General features: G+C 70.2%; 16 protein-coding genes and 1 pseudogene. 9 read left to right on the top strand and 8 right to left on the bottom strand.

Annotated features, from left to right (window positions below):
* Positions 1-241: 241 nt before the first annotated feature.
* Positions 242-592, top strand: a pseudogene (locus WMF36_RS17030) (phosphotransferase); the annotation flags it as partial.
* Between the two features lie 98 nt (positions 593-690).
* Positions 691-846, top strand: coding sequence for a hypothetical protein (locus tag WMF36_RS17025; protein WP_437580657.1), 156 nt, complete (start codon positions 691-693; stop codon positions 844-846).
* Positions 847-1,095: 249 nt separating this feature from the next.
* Here WMF36_RS17025 and WMF36_RS17020 read toward each other — a convergent pair whose 3' ends face one another.
* The gene (locus WMF36_RS17020) at positions 1,096-3,333 is read right to left on the bottom strand and encodes a hypothetical protein (protein WP_437580656.1); all 2,238 of its coding nucleotides are present in this window, start codon (positions 3,331-3,333) and stop codon (positions 1,096-1,098) included.
* 211 nt (positions 3,334-3,544) lie between these two features.
* Between WMF36_RS17020 and WMF36_RS17015 the strand changes: the two genes are divergently transcribed.
* Genes WMF36_RS17015 through hxsC form a run of 4 tightly spaced genes read left to right on the top strand, consistent with a single transcriptional unit; the run spans position 3,545 to position 6,958 of the window.
* A complete protein-coding gene (locus WMF36_RS17015) occupies positions 3,545-3,991 on the top strand; it encodes a hypothetical protein (RefSeq protein ID WP_437580655.1) in 447 nt (148 codons plus the stop codon).
* 4 nt (positions 3,992-3,995) lie between these two features.
* On the top strand, positions 3,996-4,346 hold the full coding sequence (gene hxsD / locus WMF36_RS17010; protein ID WP_437580654.1) for a His-Xaa-Ser system protein HxsD: 351 nt from the start codon (positions 3,996-3,998) through the stop codon (positions 4,344-4,346).
* A 1-nt stretch (position 4,347) separates the two neighbouring features.
* The gene (gene hxsB / locus WMF36_RS17005) at positions 4,348-5,799 is read left to right on the top strand and encodes a His-Xaa-Ser system radical SAM maturase HxsB (protein ID WP_437581925.1); all 1,452 of its coding nucleotides are present in this window, start codon (positions 4,348-4,350) and stop codon (positions 5,797-5,799) included.
* 4 nt (positions 5,800-5,803) lie between these two features.
* On the top strand, positions 5,804-6,958 hold the full coding sequence (gene hxsC, locus WMF36_RS17000) for a His-Xaa-Ser system radical SAM maturase HxsC (protein WP_437580653.1): 1,155 nt from the start codon (positions 5,804-5,806) through the stop codon (positions 6,956-6,958).
* Between the two features lie 13 nt (positions 6,959-6,971).
* On the opposite strand, the gene WMF36_RS16995 is transcribed toward hxsC, so the two are convergent.
* From WMF36_RS16995 to WMF36_RS16975, 5 genes are all read right to left on the bottom strand, one after another.
* Positions 6,972-7,589: a hypothetical protein gene (locus WMF36_RS16995; RefSeq protein WP_437580652.1), complete on the bottom strand. Its 618-nt coding sequence runs from the start codon at positions 7,587-7,589 to the stop codon at positions 6,972-6,974.
* Positions 7,586-8,362 (bottom strand): hypothetical protein, encoded by a 777-nt coding sequence (locus WMF36_RS16990; protein ID WP_437580651.1) that lies wholly within the window; start codon positions 8,360-8,362, stop codon positions 7,586-7,588. Before WMF36_RS16990 ends, WMF36_RS16995 begins: the two co-directional genes overlap by 4 nt.
* A gap of 320 nt (positions 8,363-8,682) precedes the next feature.
* Positions 8,683-9,129, bottom strand: coding sequence for an SUMF1/EgtB/PvdO family nonheme iron enzyme (locus tag WMF36_RS16985; RefSeq protein ID WP_437580650.1), 447 nt, complete (start codon positions 9,127-9,129; stop codon positions 8,683-8,685).
* Between the two features lie 181 nt (positions 9,130-9,310).
* A complete protein-coding gene (locus WMF36_RS16980) occupies positions 9,311-10,057 on the bottom strand; it encodes an AAA family ATPase (protein WP_437581924.1) in 747 nt (248 codons plus the stop codon).
* 196 nt (positions 10,058-10,253) lie between these two features.
* Positions 10,254-10,769 (bottom strand): 3'-5' exonuclease, encoded by a 516-nt coding sequence (locus tag WMF36_RS16975; RefSeq protein ID WP_437580649.1) that lies wholly within the window; start codon positions 10,767-10,769, stop codon positions 10,254-10,256.
* A gap of 392 nt (positions 10,770-11,161) precedes the next feature.
* Between WMF36_RS16975 and WMF36_RS16970 the strand changes: the two genes are divergently transcribed.
* Positions 11,162-12,022, top strand: coding sequence for a hypothetical protein (locus WMF36_RS16970; RefSeq protein WP_437580648.1), 861 nt, complete (start codon positions 11,162-11,164; stop codon positions 12,020-12,022).
* Between the two features lie 13 nt (positions 12,023-12,035).
* On the opposite strand, the gene WMF36_RS16965 is transcribed toward WMF36_RS16970, so the two are convergent.
* Positions 12,036-15,374: a protein kinase domain-containing protein gene (locus tag WMF36_RS16965; protein ID WP_437580647.1), complete on the bottom strand. Its 3,339-nt coding sequence runs from the start codon at positions 15,372-15,374 to the stop codon at positions 12,036-12,038.
* The gene (locus WMF36_RS16960; protein WP_437580646.1) at positions 15,371-16,792 is read right to left on the bottom strand and encodes a sigma 54-interacting transcriptional regulator; all 1,422 of its coding nucleotides are present in this window, start codon (positions 16,790-16,792) and stop codon (positions 15,371-15,373) included. The genes WMF36_RS16965 and WMF36_RS16960 overlap by 4 nt, the downstream gene beginning before the upstream one ends.
* Before the next feature lie 297 nt (positions 16,793-17,089).
* Here WMF36_RS16960 and WMF36_RS16955 point away from each other — a divergent pair, with 297 nt between their 5' ends.
* Together WMF36_RS16955 and WMF36_RS16950 are read left to right on the top strand one after the other, a co-directional pair.
* A complete protein-coding gene (locus WMF36_RS16955; protein WP_437580645.1) occupies positions 17,090-19,003 on the top strand; it encodes a M6 family metalloprotease domain-containing protein in 1,914 nt (637 codons plus the stop codon).
* A gap of 15 nt (positions 19,004-19,018) precedes the next feature.
* Positions 19,019-19,432 carry a GxxExxY protein gene (locus WMF36_RS16950; RefSeq protein ID WP_437580644.1) on the top strand — a complete coding sequence of 138 codons (414 nt, stop codon included), beginning with the start codon at positions 19,019-19,021 and terminating at the stop codon, positions 19,430-19,432.
* The last annotated feature ends 9 nt before the right edge of the window (positions 19,433-19,441 follow it).

Genomic DNA, 19,441 nt, shown 5'->3' with positions numbered 1-19,441 from the left:
CTCCCCAGCTCGTGTAGAGCTTCGCGAGCTTGCCTCCCCTGGTGAGGATGCCCGCGCGCTCGCGGACGCGGACCTCGCCGCCGTGGAGCACGTCGCGCAGGGTGAGGCTCGCTCCCGGTTCGACGCCGATCACCTCTCGAACGGGTCGCCGCCAGCGCGCGCGCGATCCGCGTGCCGGCCTTGACAGCGATCGTCCCCATGGGAGAGGTCGACGTCGCCGTGCGACCCTAACCTCGAAGGGATCCCCCTCGACCTGCGCGCCGGCCGCCAGCCCGGCGTCGCTCCCTGGGAGGTCGTCGCGCAGGTCGCCGCGACGATTCATGCCGTCGGCGCGGACGAGATCCCCGGCCTCGGGGGACACGCCACGCGGCGGGCGCACGCCTTGTCGGAGATCTCGGCCCTCCATGGGGTGCCCGAGCTCCGCGAGGCGGAGCAATGGGCCCTCGCTCATCTGCCGGAGGAAGAGCCCGCGACGCTCATCCATGGGGATCTCCTGGGGCAGAACATCCTCCTTCACTGGGAGCAGCCGTTCGCCGTCATCGACTGGGAGTATGCGACGCGCGGCGACCCCGCGTACGAGATGGCGATCGTCACACGCGGCAGCGCGAGGCCGTTCCAGATCGGCCATGGGCTGAGGCGGCTGCTGGATGGGTACGCCGCGCACGGCGGCCGCGCATCGAGGCGGCAGCCGTGCGCCTGTACGAGCTGTGCTTGGTGGGGCGCTGGTACCGGGATGCGCTCGAGGGCAGGGGCGGAGGAGGAGAGCCGGCCGACCAGCTCTTGCGGCGCATCGAGAACGTCCTCGGGCGAGCCCGCGCGGCGAGCGCGAGGCGGGAGAAGGCGTGACGAGGACGATGAGTCGGCTCTCCACCGGGGACGCCGGGCACGCCCAAGGACGTACCGCGAGCGACCGACCGGCTGTTCGCCAGGTCGTCACCCGCCTCCGGGGCTTCCGGCATGGTGAGCGCGACCTCGTCCGGACAATGGATCGCTTCAGCTCGCCAGAGCATCGGGGCCTGGCGCAGACGTTCGCCCGCGAGCGCGGGGCCAACAACGCGCTACTCCGCGAGTTGAGCACGCTGAAGCGTGCTCTTGCTACGGGCTTGCCCTCCCGATGCGCAACTCCATCAACGTCGTGTCGTTCCACCGCGCCATCACCGGCGTGCTGCCCTCGGCCCATGTTGAGACCGAGTGCGTCTTCGACGTCGCCGAACGGGCGCGCAACGTCGCTCCGGGTCGACCCGTGGCCTGCGCGAGCAGCCGCCGCAGCCCCTCTTCGTTTCCATAGAGAGACCGCGCGCCCGGCGTCGCCCCGACCACGAAAAGCCCAGAGCAAACGCCTCCAACCTTCGCCGCGTACACGGACACGCCCTTCAACCCGGTCCACCCCGTGCTCGCTGAGCCCGCATCCCGCTCGAGGAGCTCGTCCACGACGGGCGTCGGTGCGCCGATCAGCGCCACCTTGCCGAGCTCGGCGCGCGCCCAGGTCGACGCTGCGTTCGCCTTCTCCTGAACCTCGCTGTCGCCCTCAGCGACCCCTTGCGCCATCGCAGAAAGCTTCGACGAGGCTCGAAGCCAGCGCACCCGAGAGAGGAGATCGCCCGCGGGAACGGCTCGGGCGTCGAGCCCTTCGATCACCTTCCGCCGCGCCTTGTCGAGCGCGGCCTCGCGCTCGGGAGAGCCGCGGGCCGCCTTGGCCCCCCTCGCCGCGCCAAGACGGCAGGCGTCGTCGGAACAGACGGCCCCCTGCACCTCGAACGCGCGCGCCGCGAGCTCGCCAAACTCCGGCGCATCGGAGAGCTCCGACGACCAGCGCTTGAGCAGGCCGACGGCATCCGCAGCGCGGTTCGCCTTGAGGGCCGCCTCGACCGCCTCGACGCGTGCCCGCTGCGCGCTTGTCCTGGCACGGCCTGCATGACTGCCATTTCGCGCAGCGATCGCGTCCAGCTTGTCGAGACGCGCATCTCCGGAGAGCCGCTCTGCCTCTGCGAGATGGAGCTCGTCGACGGCGCCTGCCGCCAGCTCGGAAGGATCCGTAGCTTCCAGAGCCTCAGCGACGAGCCGCGCACGATCGAAATCTCCCGCAGCGACCGATTGCTGCAACTCCTCCGTGCTCGGCCTACCCAAGTAACCGACCACCGGACCGAGCAGAAACGCCACGACGCTCACCCCGGTCGCGAGCTGCGCGACGACCCCAGGGGACCAGAAGCGGAAGCCGGGGCGAAGCGCCCGAAGCAGACCCCCGATGGCCACGATCGCCGCGGCCATGCCGGTCAACGAGGAAAATACGATGACCCGGTTGCCGGAGCGAAAGTAACTGGTCGGGCCGAGCAGGGCCGACATGTACCAGGTGCCGCAGATGAGCAGCACGAACGACGCGAGCCCCCAGAGCACCAGACGGCGACGGATAGGGCTCACCGCCTCCGGCGTCGAGGACCCGGCGAGGCTCGCGCCGGACAGGACGACGATCCCCTTCGCGCCACACATCTCATAGTGCACGTCGCGTCGGAGGACGCCGAAGCGGATAAGCTGCTGCGCCCGGATCCGCTCGAGCCGAGGATCGAGCGCGGGCGTCTGCCGTCGCACCATGGCGTCGTCCTCCGGCGAGAGTCTTCCTCCAGTGATGCTCCCCTCGCCCTCTGCGGAGGCGAGCTGCACGAAGGCTTCGAGATCCGATGGCCCAAGAAACCGCTCCTCCAGCAGCTGCGGGTGTGCTTTAACGATGGGGCTGTCGGTGGAAATTTGTACGAGAACGCGCACACTCTCTTGGTATGTCCACCAGACGAGCCGCTGGCCACTCCCCGAGCAGCCGGCGCACGAGATCGTCCCCTTGGACAAGCACCCGCCGCACCCGACGGCGCCGCCGCCACGACAGACCGAGCAGTTGATGTGTTTACTTGACTTCTTGTAGTGCTTCAGAACCCTCCCGCTGCCGGAGCAGTTCCCACAGCGCTGCCTGCCGCTGCCCCCGCATGCTGGACACGGGCCGATGCCGCTGCCGCTGCACGGCGCGCAGCGACCGACGTGCTCCGTACGCGCGCGCAGTTCCTCCAAGGGGCCCCTGAACGGATCGAGCGACGCAGGATCCACAGGGTTCGCGCTGCGGCTCCTCCGCTCGTGGGTGGGCATGCCCTGCGGGATGAGGTCGCGGCGGATCACCGTCGTTGCGACGCGCGTGATCAACTCGTCGCGCTCGGTCACGGACGTGATCAACTCGTCGAGCCGTCGAGGAGCGCCAAGCTCGGTGCGCCCCCACGATCGCAACGCGGTCCGCACGTCGACGCTCGAGCCCGCGTTGTCCTGCTCCTCGCCCCGGTACGGCGTTGAACCCATCGCGCAGAAGCGTACCCTTGTTCGGGCGATCCGTGTAGATCTCGCGAGCCGCCTACACCATGCCGCCCCGCCGGCATCGTCCGTCGAGGCTGGTGTCCGCCAACCACGTGGTCTTGACGCGCAGGCCTACCCCCGACGAGAATACGGTGTGCCTCCGCGGTCCCCTCTCTTAGCTCTCGGAACGGCCGTCATGGCGATCATCCAGGGAGCGATGTCCTCGAACACGCTCGTCCCGAGCGCGCTCGCGCAGGCGCCTCGAAGGCCCGACGATGACGTCGACGGTGACGACCCGCTGCTGCTCACCGCGCCCGGCATCGAGCAGCCGATGTACCTCGCCCATCGATCCCATCGCTCCCATCAGTCGCACCGATCACACAGCAGCCACTACTCCGGCAGTTCCAGGTCGGGATCGATGGGCTCGTACGAGGCGCCCGAGGCACCGCCCCCGCCGCCGAAGCCGGCCGCCGTGTCGCTCGTGGCATACCCTGGTGGCCGGATCTTCGTGGATGGAAAGCTCGTGGGCACCGACTCCACGGCGCCGCTCATCCTGAAGCCGGGCACGCACGAGGTCCGCGTGCTAAACCAGTTTGTTGGCGACACGAACACCAGCATTTCCCTGTCCGAGGGACAAACCGGCATGATCGTGGTCCAGTGGTAGTCGCATGACGCCCCTGGGTGCCGATACCAGTGCTCCGTTCGCCTTTCGAGACGGACGCATCGCGGTCATCGTCGATCTCCGTGTCTACCGCCTCGCGGCCGTGCAGAAGGCCGCCTACCGGATGGCCGCGAAGTGCACCGCCGTGATTGGCGAGGTCCACGATCACTCGCTCGACGTGACGCTCGCCTTCCCCCCTTCGACAGGTGAGCGGGCCGCGTGCGAAGCAGCGAGGCTCTTCTTTCAGGAGCTGCTTGATCAGGAGCTCCGGGAGAAGGTTGGAGAAGAGACGGCATCGCTCCGCGCACTCATCCTCGCGCATGCCTTCTCTCGCGCGCGTGTTCCTCCTCGTGAATGACATGGCGCACGCAGTGTTCCAGCCGAGGAGCGCCTACGCACCACGCGGAGGATATCGCCTCCTGCCTCTCAGGTTCGGCCATCTTGATGAGACCACCTACGTCGTAACGAATGACGTCGGGGAGTATGTTCGCCTCGATCGCGACGAGCTCATTGCGTTCGTCGAGCGGAGGCTCGCACCGGACACGAGCGCCTACAAGGCCCTGAAGTCGCGCCATCTCCTCTACGAAGATGATTCCTCCGTTGCCTTCGATCTTCTAGCGCTGAAGTACCGGAGCCGCGCGGAACGTATCGCCGAGTTCACGGGGCTCCACATCTTCGTCGTCACGCTGCGGTGCGATCACTCGTGTCAGTATTGCCAGGTTTCGAGGCAATCGGAGGACAGCACCCAGTACGATATGACCGTCGCGCACGCCAACAAAGCGCTCGATCTCGTGTTCTGCAGCCCGAACGAGCGCATCAAGATCGAGCTTCAGGGAGGCGAGCCGCTCCTCAACTTCGCCCTCGTCCGCCACATCGTGGAGCGCGCACAGGAGCTCAACCAGGACCATCGGCGCGATCTCCAGTTCGTGATCGCCTCCAACCTCTCGCGTCTGTCCGACGACGTGTTGTCGTTCTGCAACGAGCACGGTGTGTACCTATCGACCTCGGTGGACGGGCCTCCAGATTTACACGATACCCAGCGGCCGACACGCGGTGGCGGCAGCCACCAGAAGACGATCCAGGGGATTCACAGGGCTCGAGAGGTCCTCGGGCCGGACCGGATCTCGGCGCTGATGACGACGACGCCGAGAAGCTTGCACCGCGTTCACGAGATCATCGACGAGTACGTGCGCCTCGGCTTCCACGGCATCTTCCTCCGGAGCCTCAGCCCCTATGGATTCGCGACGCGGAGCCTGGTGAAGCGGTACGGCGTCGAAGACTGGCTCGATTTCTATAAGCGCGGCCTCTCGCACATCCTGCGAATCAATGCTGGAGGGCACCTCTTGCGGGAGGAATACACGACCATCCTGCTTCAGAAGATATTCTCTCCACTCGGCTCGGGATATGTCGATCTCCAGTCCCCTGCGGGGATCGGGATCGGGGCGCTCGTATACAACTACGACGGGGCGGTGTATGCCTCGGATGAGGGTCGCATGCTGGCCGAGATGGGGGACCAGACCTTCCGTTTGGGGCACCTCGACGAGGACAGCTACGAGGCCCTGATAACATCCGAAGCGCTCCTCTCGCCTCTGGGCGAGACCATCCTCGAGGGCATGCCCATGTGTGCCGACTGTCCTTTCTTGCCCTACTGCGGCGCGGATCCCGTGTTCCACCGCGCAACGCAGGGCGACGCCGTCGGGCACAAGGCATTCAGCGCATTCTGTGCGAAGCAGATGGGCGTGCTGCGACACGTCATCGGGCTCCTCGAGACCGACGCCGAGGCGCGTGACATCCTGCTGCGATGGGTATGAGCTCATGCTCGTGAAGCTATCGGCGCGAGGTCTGCGGGCGTTGTCGGCGACGTCGCGCACGCCGTTCGTCGCGCGGATCTCGGAAGATCCGGCTCTTTCCGAGGCGGAGCGAGCGAGCGACCTGCTTCTGCTCTCCGGGGAAGCATCCGAGCTACCGCAGGGATTTCGAGGATACCTCCTACGCCGGGCGACCCCGATTTCGGATCGAGAGGACGTTTATCTCCTCGGCTCGGACCACCATTACCTGCGGACCGGGGACGTCGTGCGGATTGACCCCGCGCGGGGCTCGGTCTCTGCGCTTTACAGAACGGCATCCCGGTCGAACACGTTCCTCGTCACCGAGCGATGCGACAACTTCTGCGTGATGTGCTCTCAGCCGCCGAAATTCCACGACGATAGCTGGCTCGTGGACGATCTCGAGCAGGCTATTCCCTTGATCTCCTCGGAGGCCACGGAGATCGGGATCACCGGAGGCGAGCCTGCTCTTCTCGGCGAGCGCCTTGTCCGCCTTCTCGCGCTTCTCCGCCGGCACCTGCCCCGCACGAGCTTGCACGTGCTCTCGAACGGTCGGAGGTTCGCCGATGGCAGCTTTGCGCGTGGCATAGGTGACGTAAAGCATCCGGACCTGATGTTCGGTATCCCGCTCTACTCGGACCTGCCCGAGGAGCACGATTATATCGTACAGGCCAGGGGAGCCTTCGACGAGACGGTGCGGGGGATCTTGAACCTGAAGCGGCGGCGTGTTCGCGTGGAGCTACGGTTCGTGATCCATCGCGAGACGGTCGAGCGGATGCCCGAGTTCGCGCGGTTCGTCGCGAGGAACCTGACCTTCGTGGATCACGTCGCGCTCATGGGCCTCGAGCCCGTGGGGTTCGCGAGGGCCAACCTTGAGACGCTGTGGATTGATCCGGTCGACTACCAGGGTGCCCTCGGCGAGGCCGTCATGACGCTGGAGCGGGCCGGGCTGGCGACGTCGATCTATAACCATCAGCTATGCGCGCTAGATCCGAGGCTGCATCGGTTCGCGCGAAAGAGCATCTCGGATTGGAAGAACATCTACGTCGAAGCGTGCGAAGGATGCCGTCGGAAAGAGGACTGTGGGGGGTTCTTTGCGTCTGCGACGCTGAGGCGCAGCAGGAGCATCGTTGCGTACACTTGATCGGCGGGATTGATCACGCGCCGCCCCTCCGCCAGTTGTCGAGCGGAAGGAGCAGCCTACCGTTGATGGCCCCCTCGTCCCCGAGCTCTGCGAGGTTCAGGTTGAAGTAACGGTACGTGTACTCATCTCCGTCGACCCACACCTGATGGTCGGTTCCATCCTTCCTGTTCGTGATGCGCGAGAACAGCTTCCAGGCAGCGCTCCAATCCGGTTTTCTGGCTCGCGTGCGCTGCAAGCCGACCCGGAGCTCGGAGGCCGTTATCTCGGCGGCCCTGAAGCGGGTCGGTTCCGGCTCGCCGTCGCAGGAGTCATCGTATCCGGTGTCCGCGATAGCATGGATGTATACGTTGCAGTGGATCCCGTTGCTCGATCCGAGCCAGCTGCATTCGACCTGGTAGGCCGGAGTCAGATCCCATGCCCAACGTTCAGGTCTGAAGAACGGCTTCGCTGATCGGGGGATCCGCGCGACGTTGAGGGGCTCCCACTGTTCGAATTCGAAGCCCCGTTCTGCCAGGAATTCATCCGTCAGCTGCAGCAGATCGCACAGCCGCCGGTGGTAGGCGTGCAGGAGCCTGTACGCGCGACGCACCTCGGCGAGCGCTCCAGCCAAGTCGAGATTCATCTCGTTCATCGGATCCTCCAGGCATGAAGCACGGACATCGCGTCTTCGGCCCGGAGTCGTCCCGCGGCCGCCGGCAGCGACGAGAACCGGACCTTCCTTCGGTACCCCCACGCTGCGAGCGCCGCAGCCATGTCCCGCAGGACCGCCGATTGCACTGACGGACGCGTCGAAGCCTCGACTGCATAGAGCGCTTCGCGCAGGTCCTCCCAGCGAACCGTGAGCAGCCCGCAAAGCTCACCCGCGAGCTCGCGACGGACATGAGCGAGGTTGCCATGGCCCTCCTGCGCCACGATCCCTCCGACCGCGATGAGCCACAGCTGCTTCGCTGCATGCGCGGGCGCGGCTCGCGCCGCGCGAATCTGCTCCACCCACTGCGCCGGGTCCTGGAGACCCCGGTGCTTGGCCTCGATCAGGAGCAGCGTGTCGCCCCACGAGACGAGCACGTCCGGCTCGACCCGCTGCTTGTTCCGCCCTCCATCGCCGGGCCGAAGCCCGGGCCAGAATGACCAGGAGGGGCTCCCCGCGGGAGGGACCGCGGGCATCGCCGAGCCATCCCCCAGAGGCTTGCTCGCGCCGCGCAGGATGTCCCACGCGAGCTCGGCCGGCAGGTACTCGAACCGCTCGAAGACCGCCGACGTGAGCGGGTCCTCGAGCTCCGTGAGCCCGTCCGACGCCGTCCCCTGCGCGTCGCCGTCCTCCTCCGTGTTTCCGCCGCCTTCCTCGTCAACGCCGACGCCGACCGCAACGCGGCCGAGCTTCCCGTGCAGAAGCGCCTTCAGCATGCACGACTGAGGCTACAGCCTTGATGACCCGGCTGTCATCCATGGCAACGTGCTCGCCACGTACGCCGCGCCGCCGCACGTGCCAGACCTGTCGGCAGTTGCGCCTCGATGGCAGCCGCGCACGCGCCGCAGGAACGAAGCCTGAAAGGCACCCCCGCCGCCTTGATCATGCACGAGGTTCACCTCGGCAGGATTCCAGAGCGCGCAGGGGGAACGCCTCCGCCCGCGCGTCGATACCGCACCATGGCGCACACATGCGCCTTCTTGAGACCGTTGCCCGGGCCAGACGCGCGCTCGCTCCGGCCGCCATAGATCTGCGTTCACTCCACAGGTCCACGCGCGCAGCGAAACCCAACGCGGCTACCACGCCACGACGGCTCATGCCTCTCGCGGTCGGCCGCGCGCCCCCACGCAGGGCTCATGCTGAACCACGACCCCCCGCGCAGGACGCGGAACTCCCCTTCGCCGCACCCGTCGGATCGACCTCGGGAGTCGTCGTCTTCCGGTACGGACCGTAGCGATCCCAGCACCACTCCAGGACGTTGCCCGCCATGTCCAGGCGGCACCCGCGCCATCTCGACCGCCGCGATCACCACCTCGCGGCGCGGGTGCTGGTCATCGAACGCACCGGGCGCCATCTCGAACCCACCGGACGCCATCTCGAACGCCGCGATCACCACCTCGCGGCGCGGGTGCTGGTCATCGAACGCATTGGGCTCCCCCGCCTCGCTGCCCATCAAGAACCGGCCCGCCGGGATGGACACCATGTCCAGCATCTGCCACCGCGCGGACAGCGTGGCCGGTAGCGTTCATCGGGGATTCCCCATCGTTTGGACCACACGCGAACCGGTCCAGTCAAGCCGGTCGCGCGATCCCCTCATCTCTGCGAGGTCTCGCCCGTCCACGGTCGAGCTCGAACCGCACGAGCCCAGGGCCCTCGCGCGATCTTCACTCATCCCCCCTGAAGAGCTCCCGGAAGAACCGCTCCCTGTGCAGCAGGAAATCCCGCGTCAACGCGAAGTGCTCCGTCTCCTCATACGCCACCTCCGCGATGCCGTCCTCGGAGAGCCGGTAGATCGTCGCGTCCGGATAGGCCAGCACGATGGGCGAGTGCGTCGCGACGATGAACTGCGATCGCCCCTTCTCGACGAGCTCGTGCATGCGCGCGAGCAGCGTGAGCTGCCTTCCGGGCGACAGCGCGGCCTCCGGCTCGTCGAGGAGGAAGAGGCTCTCGGGCTTGAACCGGTGCTTCACGAGGGCCAGGAACGACTCGCCGTGCGACTGCTCGTGCAGCGACGTGCCGCCGTAAAACGCGGTCGCGGCCAGCTCGTCCACCTGCGTTGCGACGTTGAAGAAGCTCTCGGCGCGCAGGAAAAAGCCGTTCTTCTCCCGGCGCGCCCCACGCACGAGCCGCATCGCGGTGTGCAGCTCGGACTCGGAGCGCCGGGTCGCGAAATTGAAGCCCTTCGAACCGCCCTCGGCGTTGAAGCCGGCCAGCAGCGCGAGCGCCTCGATGAGGGTCGACTTGCCGGAGCCGTTCTCGCCGACGAAGAAGGTCACCTTGGGATGGAGCGCGAGCTCCTCGAGGGCGCGCACGGCGGGGATGCTGAACGGATACCTGGAGAAGTCCTCGACCCGCTCGCGCAGGAGCTGGACGGAGCGGATGAAGCCGCCCGGGAGCTGGGCGCGCTTCATGAGGAGATCGAGGCCGTAGACGCTGTGCCCGTCTCCTCGCCAGACGAGCAGGCGGCGGCGGCGGCGGCGACGAGCAGCGCGCACCGAGACAGCGCGTTGCATGCAGGATGGAGTGCGCGCACGCGGCGAGTATACACGCCCCCGCGGGTCGATCGAACGGCGGCGACGCGCGTCCCCCCGGCGCTCGGCGCGCAGCTCAGGCCCGCGCGGCCAGCACGATCCCCGCGCAGGCCTCGGCGTCGCTGAGGGCGTCGTGGTGGCGGAGCGCGAGGCCGAGGTGGCGGCACACGTCCGGCAAGGTCGTGGGGCGGATCTGCCAGCGCGTCCGCGCGAGCTGCACCGTGCACTCGAAGCGCAGCTGCGGGGGCTCCATGGCGAAGGCGGCGCAGCAGGCCCGGAGGACCGAGCGGTCGAAGCTCGCGTTGTGGGCGGCGATGAACTCGGCACCTTCGAACAGCGGAGTCACCCTTCGCCACACCTCCGAGAACCGGGCCTCGCCCGCGACGCGCGCCCAGGAGATGCCATGTACCCCGGTGAACTCGAAGGTTCGCCGCGGCGGCTGGATCAGGTGATGCACGCGGTGGGTGATGCGATTGCCCTCGACCCGCACCGCGCCGACAGCGCACGCGCTGTCGCGGTAGCGGTCGGCGGTCTCGAAGTCGAGGGCGACGAAGGTGGTCATGCGGGCCGAAGTGTGCCGATCGTACGTCACGGAGTCGACGTATACGGCTTCCAGACCTCGTAGTCGAACCGCTCGCACGGGGGCGTCACCTCCTGCCGGCGCTCGTCGTACCGCTCGAGGCACCAGGCCTGCGCGCCGACGCGCGCGCACGTCGCCCTCCGGGAGGGCGCGCTCCCCGCCGGCCGGCAGCGCTGTCACCGCCGCGCGACAGCCGCTGTCCGCGCGGCGGTCACCTGTCACGCCGCCGTACCACCTCGACGCGGAGAGCGCGGACGATCCGCGGATGACGCGCCGCTCACGGGCGTGGCACGGCGCGTGCTCCTTGTGTCCGGCGCGCAGGGCGGCGAGCATGGCCCCTTGCATCCTTGCTCGGCAAGGTCGCCGGAACGAAGGCTCGAAACTCTTTGGACGAGGAGATCGCAATGATGCGCTCTGCTGGTGCGCTCGGGATCGTGATGGGCGTCGGGTTCTTCACGACGGCTTGCGGACAGGCGTCGCAGCTCGAGGGCGAGCTCGAGGGGCCGGGGCTCGAGGTGATGTGGGGCAAGCCCGGAACGCAGGACCCCAACGGCACCCCCAAGCACGCCTGGCACACATGGAAGGAGCGGCTGGTGGGGGCGCTGAAGCGCCCGCTGCTCCAGAAGGATGGCACGTTCAACCCGGAGATCGTCGACGTGGGGTTCCTCGACGATCCGGAGGGCGAAGAGGTCTTCGATCACGCCTTCCGCTGCGCCGTCGCGAAGGACACCGTCGTGATCCACGGCGACCGCGAGTACAAGGGGCGCGGGGCGGTGATCGGCGCGTCGGGCTGGGTGAACGGCGGGCTCGACATGGACGTGATCTACAACGTGCTCGAGTGCGTGATCGCGTTCGTCAACGACAAGACCGACGGGGTCGAAGTCCTGCTCACGGGCGCCAATGTGAACGATGACAAGGGGGATCACGACGGCTTCATCTACAGCGAGGCGGTCTGGTGCGCGAACGTCACCTCCCCTCTCCCCCCGCTCCCGGGCTTCGTCGGCGTGGAAGTCTATGCGACGGAGTCCTTCGAGAAGGAGTGCGGGTACGACATCGAGGAGGCGCTGAAGCGGCGGTACTGCTACCAGGAGGGCTCCTGCGGCCTCGAGTACATGGGGCTCGTGACGGAAAACAGCGTATGCGAGCCCATGGGCCCGGCGGAGGACGGCCATTACCGCTGCAAGGGGAAGCCGTGCACGATGACGTGGCTGAAGAACCCCAAGCCCCACTGGTGCGAGCGCGACCTCCGTCCCCGTCGCGACTGAGCTCCGGGCGTGCTCAGGGCGCGGCGGGGCCAGGCGCCTCGCCCGCGAGCCGCCGCGCCTCGGCGAGGCGCGCGCCCACGGTCCGGGCGCGCAGCGGGTTCGCCTGGATCGCCGCCTCCAGGGCCGCGACCTCGCGCAGCGTGGCCTCCGTCCGCGCGGCCGCGCCGGGCGCCGCCGCGGCGCGCAGACGAAAGAGCCCTCCCTGGGCCACGAGCGCCCGGTCGGACCGCGGGTTCAGCCGGAGCGCCGCGCCTGCGTGCCTGAGCCCCTCGTCGATGTCGGCGGCGGCATCCTCCCGGCGCCCCGCCCGGAGGGCGGCGCGGGCCTCGTGGAGCTCGGCCAGCAGCGCGTAAGGCAACGGATCGGCGCGCGGCTCGCCGACGAGCAGGGGGCGGAGCGGGACGAGCGCCGCGTCGAGCCGCGCCGCGTCCGGACGGCCCCGCCGCGCGCTCCACTGGAAGGCGAGGAGCTCCGCCTCGGCGCGCTGCACCCGGTCCCACACGTCCCCCGGCGTCTCGGCGAGCCGGCGCTCGAGCGTCTCGCGCACGATCCGGATCGCGCCCGCCGGGTCCTCCCCCCGCGCAAGCCGGACGCGCGCCTCGAGCATCGCGAGCATCGCCCGCAGCGACTCCGGATACGCGGCCGCGCCCGGCGCCATCTCCCGCGCGCTCGCCTGGACGCGCGCGAGCGCCGGGCCGGGATCGACCCCAGCGTCCAGCGCGTGCAGCGCCAGCGCGTGATCCAGCCAGAGCCGCCAGTAGGGAGCCCCGGTCCACGAGGGATCGTTTTGACGCATTGCGTCGATTGCCCCGTGCATTCGCTGGACCCTCTCCTCGGGGGAGCGGCCGGCGCGGACGAGGTGCTCGACCTCGTAGAAGCCGGTGGTCAGCCGGGAGGTGCGCGCGCTGCCGAAGCCGGGATCGAGCGCCAGGAGGTGGTCGCAGCGGGCCTGGGCGCGCTCGAACGAGCCCTTCGGGTCGAGGCCGCGCAGGGACTCGTAGCGGCCGCGCTCGGCGTGGACGACGCAGAGGTCGTTGAGGGCCCAGACGAAGTCCGGATCGCGCTGGAGCGCGGCCTCGTAGCCCTGGATGGCGCGCTCGAGGGCTTCGCCCTGGTCGCGGCCGATCCCGTCGGCGTGGTAGGCCCGCGCCCGGAAGACCAGGGCGGCCACGTACCGCGCCATGGCGTCGTCCGGGCTCCTGGCGAGCGCCTCCTCGGCGCGCGCGGTGGCCTCGCCGAGGGCCGCCTCCGCGTCCTCGCCCTCCTGCATCCCGCTCGCGACCCACCAGGCGAAGCAGCTGTGCACCCAGGCCAGCTTCACGGTCGCCTCGGGGCTCCGCGGGCTCGCCGCGAGCGCCCGCCCGCAGGCCTCCCGCGCCCGCTCGAAGCTCGGGCGCATCGAGGCGCCGTGCTTGCCGGCGGCGTTCATGGTCTGGGTCCAGAGCTCGCACGCGCCGGCGTGGACCGAGGGGTCGGAGCGGCCGTGATCGGCGGCGATCCCGTACGCCTCGGCGGCGCGATCGAAATACCCCTTCATCTTCTCGAAATCGAAGGCGGCGTCGTGGCGGTAGCGGCTCCCCATCGCGAAGAGCACGTCGCCCTCCAGCTTCTTCGCCTCGTGGAGCCAGGGCGCCCCCGCGAACGCGGCCCGCGCCTTCTCCAGCGCCTCCTCGTGCCGGCCCTCGGCGAGCGCGAGCAGCCCCTCCACGTACCCGGGCGCCTCGATGGCGCCGCCGAGCGCCGCGCGGAGGTGCTGGACCGCCGGGGCCTTGAGCTCGGCCTCGAGCGCGGCGATCCGGGCCTCGCGCTGCGCCGGAGTGCGGAGGCGGCGGGCCTCCTCCAGGCCGCGGCGGTAGAGCTCGGAGAGCGCCACCCCGGCGGCGTAGTCGAGCCCCGGCGACCGGTAGCCGGCCTCCTCGGCCGCGCGGAGGTGCTCGAGGGCGGCGCGCGGCTCCTGGAGCGCGAGCAGGCCGCGGCCGAGCGCGTACTCCCCGGGGCCGCGGCCGGGCCCGCCCGCCTGCGCCATGCGGGCCTCCACGGTCTTCAGCCGGGCGCGGACCACAGAGCGCTCGCGCTCGACGTCGTGGAGCGGCATCCCGTGGGCGCCGCGGAGGAAGAGCTCCATCTCCTTCACGGTCTCGCCGAGCTCGCGCGCCAGCGTGGCCTGCTCCGCGGCGGCGCGCCGGTCCCGGACGAAGAGACCGGCGACGACGAGCGCCGCGACGACGAGCGCGGTCGCGCCCGCGACGGCCGCCCGGTGGCGCCGCGCCTGCCGGGCGAGGCGGCGGCCGAGGGAGGCGCGGCGCGCGAGCACGGGATCGCCGTCGAGGAAGCGCTGCAGGTCGTCCCCGAGCGCCCGCGCCGACTCGTAGCGGGCGCCGGGCTCCCTCTCGAGGCAGCGCATCACCACCGCCTCGAGATCCCGGGGGATGTCGCGGTCCAGCGTCCGGAGCGGCGGCGCGTCCGCCTCCAGCACCTGACGGAGCACGTCCATCACCGTGCCCCCCACGAACGGCGGGCGGCCGGCGAGCAGCGCGTAGAGGGTCGCGCCCAGGCCGTAGACGTCGGTCCGCCGGTCGAGGGCGCGCACCTTCCCGGCCGCCTGCTCGGGCGCCATGTACGCGGGGGTTCCGAGGAGCGCGCCGGTGAGGGTGGACCCGCTCTCGCCCGCGTCGCGCGCGATGCCGAAGTCCATGAGGTAGGGGCGGTAGGCGCCGTCCTCGCCCCGCTCCAGCATGACGTTGCTCGGCTTGACGTCGCGGTGCACGAGGCCGAGCCGGTGCGCCTCGTGGAGCGCCGCGGCGACGGCGCGGACCACGCGCACCTTCTCCTCGAGGGTCAGGTCGCCGCGGGCTTCCTGGAGCGAGGGGCCGTCGATGTGGCGCATCACGAGGAAGGGCACGCGATCGGCGACGCCGGCCTCGTGGACCTCGCAGACGTTCTCGTGGCGGAGCCGCGCCTGCGAGCGCGCCTCGCGCAGGAGGCTCCCGTCGACCTGCGCGCCCGCCGAGAGGAGCTTGATGGCCACGCGCCGGCCGAGCCGGAGATCCCGGGCCCGGTAGACGACGCCCATGCCGCCGCGTCCGAGGAGGTGGAAGTCCTCGAAGCGGGCGTGGAGCGAGGGCGGGATCGGCGAGGGCGCCTCCTGCGCATCGGCGGCGCGCTGGCCCTCCTCGCCGAGGCCGAGGTCGGCGGTGGCCTCGGGCGCGCCGGGCGGGGCCTCGGCCGCGCCGGACGGGGCCTCGGCCGCGCCGGACGGGGCCGGGCCGGTGAGGGTCGCGTCGTCGCGGCCGCGCCGCGGCCTCGGCGGGGCCGGGACGCGGGGATCGTCGGTGTCCGCGGGCGGGATCATCGGGCGCGGAGACCGTGGCGCTGGATGAGCCGGTGGACGAGCTGGCGGGAGACGCCCATCGCGTCGGCCGCCTGCGAGATGTTGCCCCCGTGCTGGCGGAGCTTCTCGGTGACGTAGGCGCGCTCCAGCTCCTCCAGCACGACCTCGCGCGCCTCGGGCAGCGGCAGCTCGAGGAGCGTGCGGAGGCGGGCATCCCCGGGCCCCGACGCGCCGGAGGGCGAGGCGCCCGAGGAAGCCCCGCCGGAGGGATCGGGTCGCGTGGGATCCGGGCTCGCGGCCCCCTGCGGCGCCGGCGGCCCGGCGCCGACGATCTCGTGGAGCAGCTCGGGGAAGAGGACCAGGCGCGCCACGGTGTTCCGGAGCTCGCGCACGTTCCCGGGCCAGTCGTAGGCCTCCAGCAGCGGGAGCGCGCCCGGCGGCAGGTCGGCGAGGGCGCGCGGCGGATCCCGCGCGAGGAGGAAGCGCTCGACGAGGAGCGGGATGTCGTCCTTGCGCTCCCGGAGCGCGGGGACGTGGACCTCCACCACCGAGAGGCGGAAGTAGAGATCGGCCCGGAACGAGCCGTCCTGGGCCTTCGCGCGCAGGTTCCGGTGCGTGGCGGCCACGATCCGCGCGTCGAAGGGCGCCCAGTCGTTCGAGCCGAGCCGCCGGATCTGCCGCCCCTCGATGGCGCGGAGGAGCTTCGGCTGGAGCTCGAGCGGGAGCTCGCCGATCTCGTCGATGAAGAGCGTGCCCCCGTTCGCCTGCTCGATCAGGCCCGGCCGCGCCGCCGCGGCGCCCGTGAACGCGCCCCGGGCGTGGCCGAACAGCTCGCTCTCGACGAGGTTCGGCGCGATGGCGCCGCAGTCGACGACCACGAAGGGGCCGTCGTTGCGGCGGCTCCGCGCGTGGATCGCCTGCGCCAGCACCTCCTTGCCGGTGCCGGACTCGCCGAGCAGGAGCAGGGTCTCGTCGGTCGGGGCGGCGCGCTCCAGCTTGGCGAACAGCGCGCGCATGGTGAGGCTCCGGCCCGCGGCGCCGCCGAACGCGTCCGCGGCCGAGAGCGGCAGGATCGCCGCGGGGCCCGCGGGGCCGACGACGATCTCGGAGCCGCCGGCCGTGGCGGGGACGCCGGGCGGGAGGAAGGCCTCGCGGATCCGGATGTCGCGGACCAGCGTGCCGTTCTTGCTGCCCAGGTCGCGCAGGAGCACCCCCTGCTCGGTCATCCGGATCTCGCAGTGCCTGCGCGAGGCGCGCGGATCGGAGAGGACAAGATCGCAGTCGGCGCCCGCCCCCACGACGAGGGGGCGCAGATCGAGCGGCGCGGTGAGCGTGCGCCTGTCCGGGAGGGTGACCGTCACCGAGACCGCCGGGAGCCGGAGGGAGCGCCCCTGATCGAAGCTCGTGAGCGTGCAGGTCGCCCCGGGATCGTCGCTCATGAGCGCCATGGTGCCCCTGGAGAGGGCCGCGTCAACCCGGAACCCGTGCGCCCGCGAGAACGCGCCGGCGCCTGCGAAGCCGCGCCGGCGGGGTCGCTGTCACGCGCGCGCGACAGCGGCCGTCACGCGCGCGTGACAGGTGTCCCGGCGGCGTGTCGGCGCGGGGCGCGGCGATCGCCGGAGATGCGCGGATCGGCCTGAAAACGCGGCGATCCGCGCCGCCGGCCGGGGGCGGCACGCGGGTTGCGATACGTCCCCCTCGAACGCGACGAAACGCGGCTTGAGGAGGATGCGGACATGACGTCTCGAACTAGCGGCGCAGGCAAAGTGGAGCACCAGGGGATCTTCGGCGCGCGGCGCGGAGCGAGGCTCGGGCTCGTCGGGCTCGCCGTGCTGGCGAGCGCCGTCTCGGTGAGCCGCCCGGCGGCCGCGGTGAGCGCCGAGCCCGGGATCCGCGCGATCCCGCTCGATCCGACCGGCGCGACCTTCCGCGCCGAGGTGATCGGCGACGAGCACTTCGACTACCTGCGGATGGCGGACGGCACGGTCGTCGTGCTCAACGAGCTCTCGGGCGACTACGAGGTCGCCGAGCTCGGAACGGACAGGCGCAGCGGCGCCCTCGCGCTCGTCCCCTCCGGGGTCCTGGTCCGCGATCTCCGCTCGCAGGGCGGCCGCGTGGATCCGGCGTTGCTCCCGCGCATCGACGACGAGGCGCTCGACGCCCTGTGGGAGGCGGCGATCGCGCATTCCCCGGGCCGGCTCTCGTACGCGGCGGGTCCGACCGTGACCACCGGGGTCCGGCGCCCGCTGCTCACCATCCTGCTGGAGTTCACCCAGGGGGGCGGGCTCACCGCCCCGAACGCGTTCACTGGCACCTTCTCGACCGACATCGCGTACTGGAAGCAAACGATGTACGGGAGCCTCCCGGGCTCGGTGAACCATTATTACGCCGACATGTCGCGCGGGAAGTTCTCCTTCACCCGCGCGAAGGAGACGCAGGGCACCGCCAACGACGGCATCGTCCGGATCCGGCTCCCGTTCGCGCACCCGAACAGCCACAAGGACTATTCCTTGATCCAGCTGTACCTGAAGGAGGCGCTGGTGATGGCGAATCCGCACGTCGACTTCGCCTCGTTCGACAAGAACGCGGACGGCAAGGTCCGCGGCGACGAGCTCAACGTGGTCTTCGTCGTGGCCGGCTACGAGGCCGCGAACACGCAGAAGACGCCGTCCGTCTGGGCCCACGCGAAGGGCTTCGACACGCCGATCACCCTCGACGGGAAGTCCCTCACCGGCTACGTCGCGCTTGGCGAGCGGCAGATCCACTCGGTCGGCGGCGTGCCCACCACGATGCCGGCCACCGTGGGGGTCATCGTCCACGAGCTCGGGCACGCGGCGGTCGGCCTGCCGGATCTCTACAAGGGCCCGACGCCGCTCGGGGCGTGGTGCGTGATGGCGAGCGGGAGCTGGGGGGCGACGAGCGGATCGCCCGCCGGCACGGTGCCCGTGGCGATGGGCGCCTGGAGCCGGCTCCATGCCGGATTCCTCACGCCGACCGTGATCGAGCCCGGGGCCCCGCCGCAGGACATTCCGATCGTCCAGTCGGACGGCGCCGAGTTCTTCGGGCAGAGCGTCGAGCCGACGATCTACAAGATCAAGACCTCGGATCCGGACCAGTATTTCCTCGTCGATAACCGCCAGAACGAGGGCTACGACCGCGGCCTGCAGCGCTGGTTCAACTTCGATGACGTCTCCGGCGGCGTCGGGATCTACCGGATCGACGAGGCGAAGAAGGCGGGCAGCGGGAAGATCGCGTTCATGGCGAGCAATTCGGGCTCGCCGAGCTCCCTGGCCAACGTCTACAACGAGGAGGGGGGCCGGACCTTCACGCCGCTCACCGATCCGAGCAGCGACGACGCGGACGGGCAGTTCACGGGGCTCTCGGTCACGGACTTCAACGCCTCCGGCCCGATCATGCTCGCGCACGTGAGCTATGTGCCGTTCGACTGCAATGCGATCACGGCGTCGGTGGCGGAGCACGAGATCCATGGGCGTGTTCAGAAGCAGATCCTGGACGTCGGGGAGGAGGACCAGATCTTCCTCGGATACCGCACCACGGGCGCGCATCAGGGCCTGGGGTTCGACAAGAACGAGGTCGTCACGCTCCACGTGGAGGCGCCGGGGATGTGGAGCGTCGGGGAGTGCGACTGAGCGGCGTGGTTCGAAGTGCATCGGCATCTCGGCCCTGGATTGCTTGAATCCACGTACGAGCACTGTCTTTGCCATGAGCCTTCGCTTCGCGGCCTGAGCTTTGAGCGTCAGCGTCCGCTCCCACTCATCTACAAGGGAGCGCATCTCGAGCGTGGCGACCGTCTCGATGTCATGATCGGTGGTGAGCAGCGCCGCCGGCATCGAGGCGGAGGCCGTCGTCACGCCGCGAGGAGTCCTCGTCATCCGAGGCGGAGCTCGCCGTCATTCGACCGGGAGCCGTCGTGCTACGGGCTGGAGCCATCGTCGTACGGGCTCGGGCCGTCGGCATCCCCTCGCCGGCTTGCCCCGGGCGCCTGGATCCGAGCTGTACCGGTCGCGCGACTGACACAGTGCTTTCGCGCGGCGGGGCCCCTGTGCCTTCACGGGTGAACGGCGCCC

The organism is Sorangium sp. So ce887 (genome assembly GCF_051521455.1).
Classification (GTDB): domain Bacteria; phylum Myxococcota_A; class Polyangia; order Polyangiales; family Polyangiaceae; genus Sorangium.
The sequence above is the reverse complement of the archived record's forward strand: the minus strand, read 5'-3'. Positions and strand labels throughout refer to the sequence as shown.